Genomic DNA, 1985 nt, shown 5'->3' with positions numbered 1-1985 from the left:
AGGCGCTTGGCCGGCATGCCTTCGGAAACGAGTTTGAAGCGGCGGTTGGTGCGGAAGGCGTCGCCCTCGCCGGCGAACATGCGGGTCGGGTCTTCGCCCTCGCGCTTGAAGGCGAACACGCCGGCCGTATAGGGGAAGCTGCCCGGCACGTTCTCCAGCAACAGCCACTTCAGCAGCTCGCCGTGGCACTCATAGGCGGGCAGCACGACCTTGCGGATTTTGGTGCCGCTGAGGCTGGTGTGGACGAGATTGGTGCGGATCTCCTTGTCGCGGATCTTCACCACATATTCGTCGCCGCCATAAGCCAGTTGCATGTCCGGCCATTGCTTGAGCAATTGGCGGGCCGGGGCATCCATCTGCGCCTCGCGCGCTTCGGCCAGCTCGCCCAAAGCAAGGCGGGCGCCTTGCTTGTCGGGGTTGGCTTCCAAGAGCATGCGCGTGCTGCCCCAGAGCTGCTGGATTTCACGCGCCAGCGTGGCCTGTTGACGGGCGCGCTTTTTGTAGCCGCGCACGGTGTCGGTGATCTCGGCCAGATAACGCACCCGCGCAGCGGGCACGACCGGGGTTTGATGGGTGCTGTGGCGGGTGTTCACTTGCGGCAGGCGGCCCTCGTGGAGCAGCAGGCCGAGCTCGGCCAGGCGCGGCTTCAAGGCTTGGTAGAGCGCGGTCACGCCGTCATCATTGAAGCGGCTGGCCATGGTGCCGAAGACCGGCATCTGGTCCGGCGGCGTGGTCCAGGCCTCTTTGTTGCGCTGCACCTGTTTGGCCACATCGCGGATCGCATCGAGCGAGCCCTTGCGGTCGAATTTATTGATTGCCACGAACTCGGCGAAGTCCAGCATGTCGATTTTTTCGAGTTGGCTGGCCGCGCCGAACTCGGGCGTCATCACATACATCGGCACATCGACATGCGGCACGATGGCCGCGTCGCCCTGACCGATGCCGGAGGTCTCGACGATGATCAGATCAAAGCCGGCGACCTTGGCGGCGGCGATGGCGTCTGGGAGGGCGGGGGAGATCTCGCTGCCGAAGTCGCGGGTGGCCAAGGAGCGCATGAAGACGCGCTGACCTTGGCTCCAGGGGCCGATCGCGTTCATGCGGATGCGGTCGCCGAGCAAAGCGCCGCCGCTCTTGCGACGTGATGGATCGATCGAGATCACGGCCACTCGCAGACCATCGTTTTGATCCAAACGCAGGCGGCGAATCAACTCGTCGGTCAGGCTGGACTTGCCGGCGCCGCCGGTGCCGGTGATGCCCAGCACGGGCACCTGGATGCTCTTGGCGGCGGCTTGCAACTCGGCCACCAGCGCGGCATCGGCCTTGTCGTTTTCAAGCGCGGTGATCAGTTGCGCCAAGGAGCGCCAGGCGGCTTCGCCATGGCCTTGCAAGCTGGCGAGCGATTTGGGCGCATAGACGCTGAAGTCCTGATCGGCCTTCATCACCATCTCGCCAATCATGCCTTGCAGACCCATGCGCTGGCCGTCTTCGGGGCTGAAGATGCGCACGCCATGCTCGGCCAGATCACGGATTTCGGCCGGCACGATCACGCCGCCTCCGCCGCCAAAAACCTGGATATGCGCGCCGCCGCGTTGTTTCAACAACTCGACCATGTATTTGAAGTATTCGACATGGCCGCCCTGGTAGGAGCTGATGGCGATGCCTTGCGCGTCTTCTTGCAGTGCGGCGGTGACGACCTCATCGACCGAGCGGTTGTGGCCGAGGTGGATCACCTCGACGCCCATGCCTTGCAGGATGCGCCGCATGATGTTGATGGCGGCGTCGTGCCCGTCAAACAAACTGGCGGCCGTCACAAAACGCACCTTGTGGGTGCCGGCGTGCGAGATTCCTGATACCGGGGACGGCGTGTCCCAGCCGAGCCGCCACGACGCGTTCGGAGCGGCGCGGGTCGTCACGAAGCGATTGACGACCTCGGTCCGCAGCCGACCGCGCGGGATCTGGTTCGCCGTATCGACGATCGCCGCGGC

At 64.7% G+C, this 1985-nt stretch carries 1 protein-coding gene; it reads right to left on the bottom strand.

Translation table 11 applies throughout. The features are described from left to right. Nucleotides 1-1844 (bottom strand): cobalamin-dependent protein (locus RMO57_RS21645; RefSeq protein WP_310390217.1); only part of this gene is annotated, 1844 nt, incomplete at its 3' end. Between the last annotated feature and the right edge of the window lie 141 nt (nt 1845-1985).

This window comes from Roseateles sp., assembly GCF_031397715.1.
In the GTDB taxonomy this organism is placed as follows: domain Bacteria; phylum Pseudomonadota; class Gammaproteobacteria; order Burkholderiales; family Burkholderiaceae_C; genus Paucibacter_A.
The sequence above is the reverse complement of the archived record's forward strand: the minus strand, read 5'-3'. Positions and strand labels throughout refer to the sequence as shown.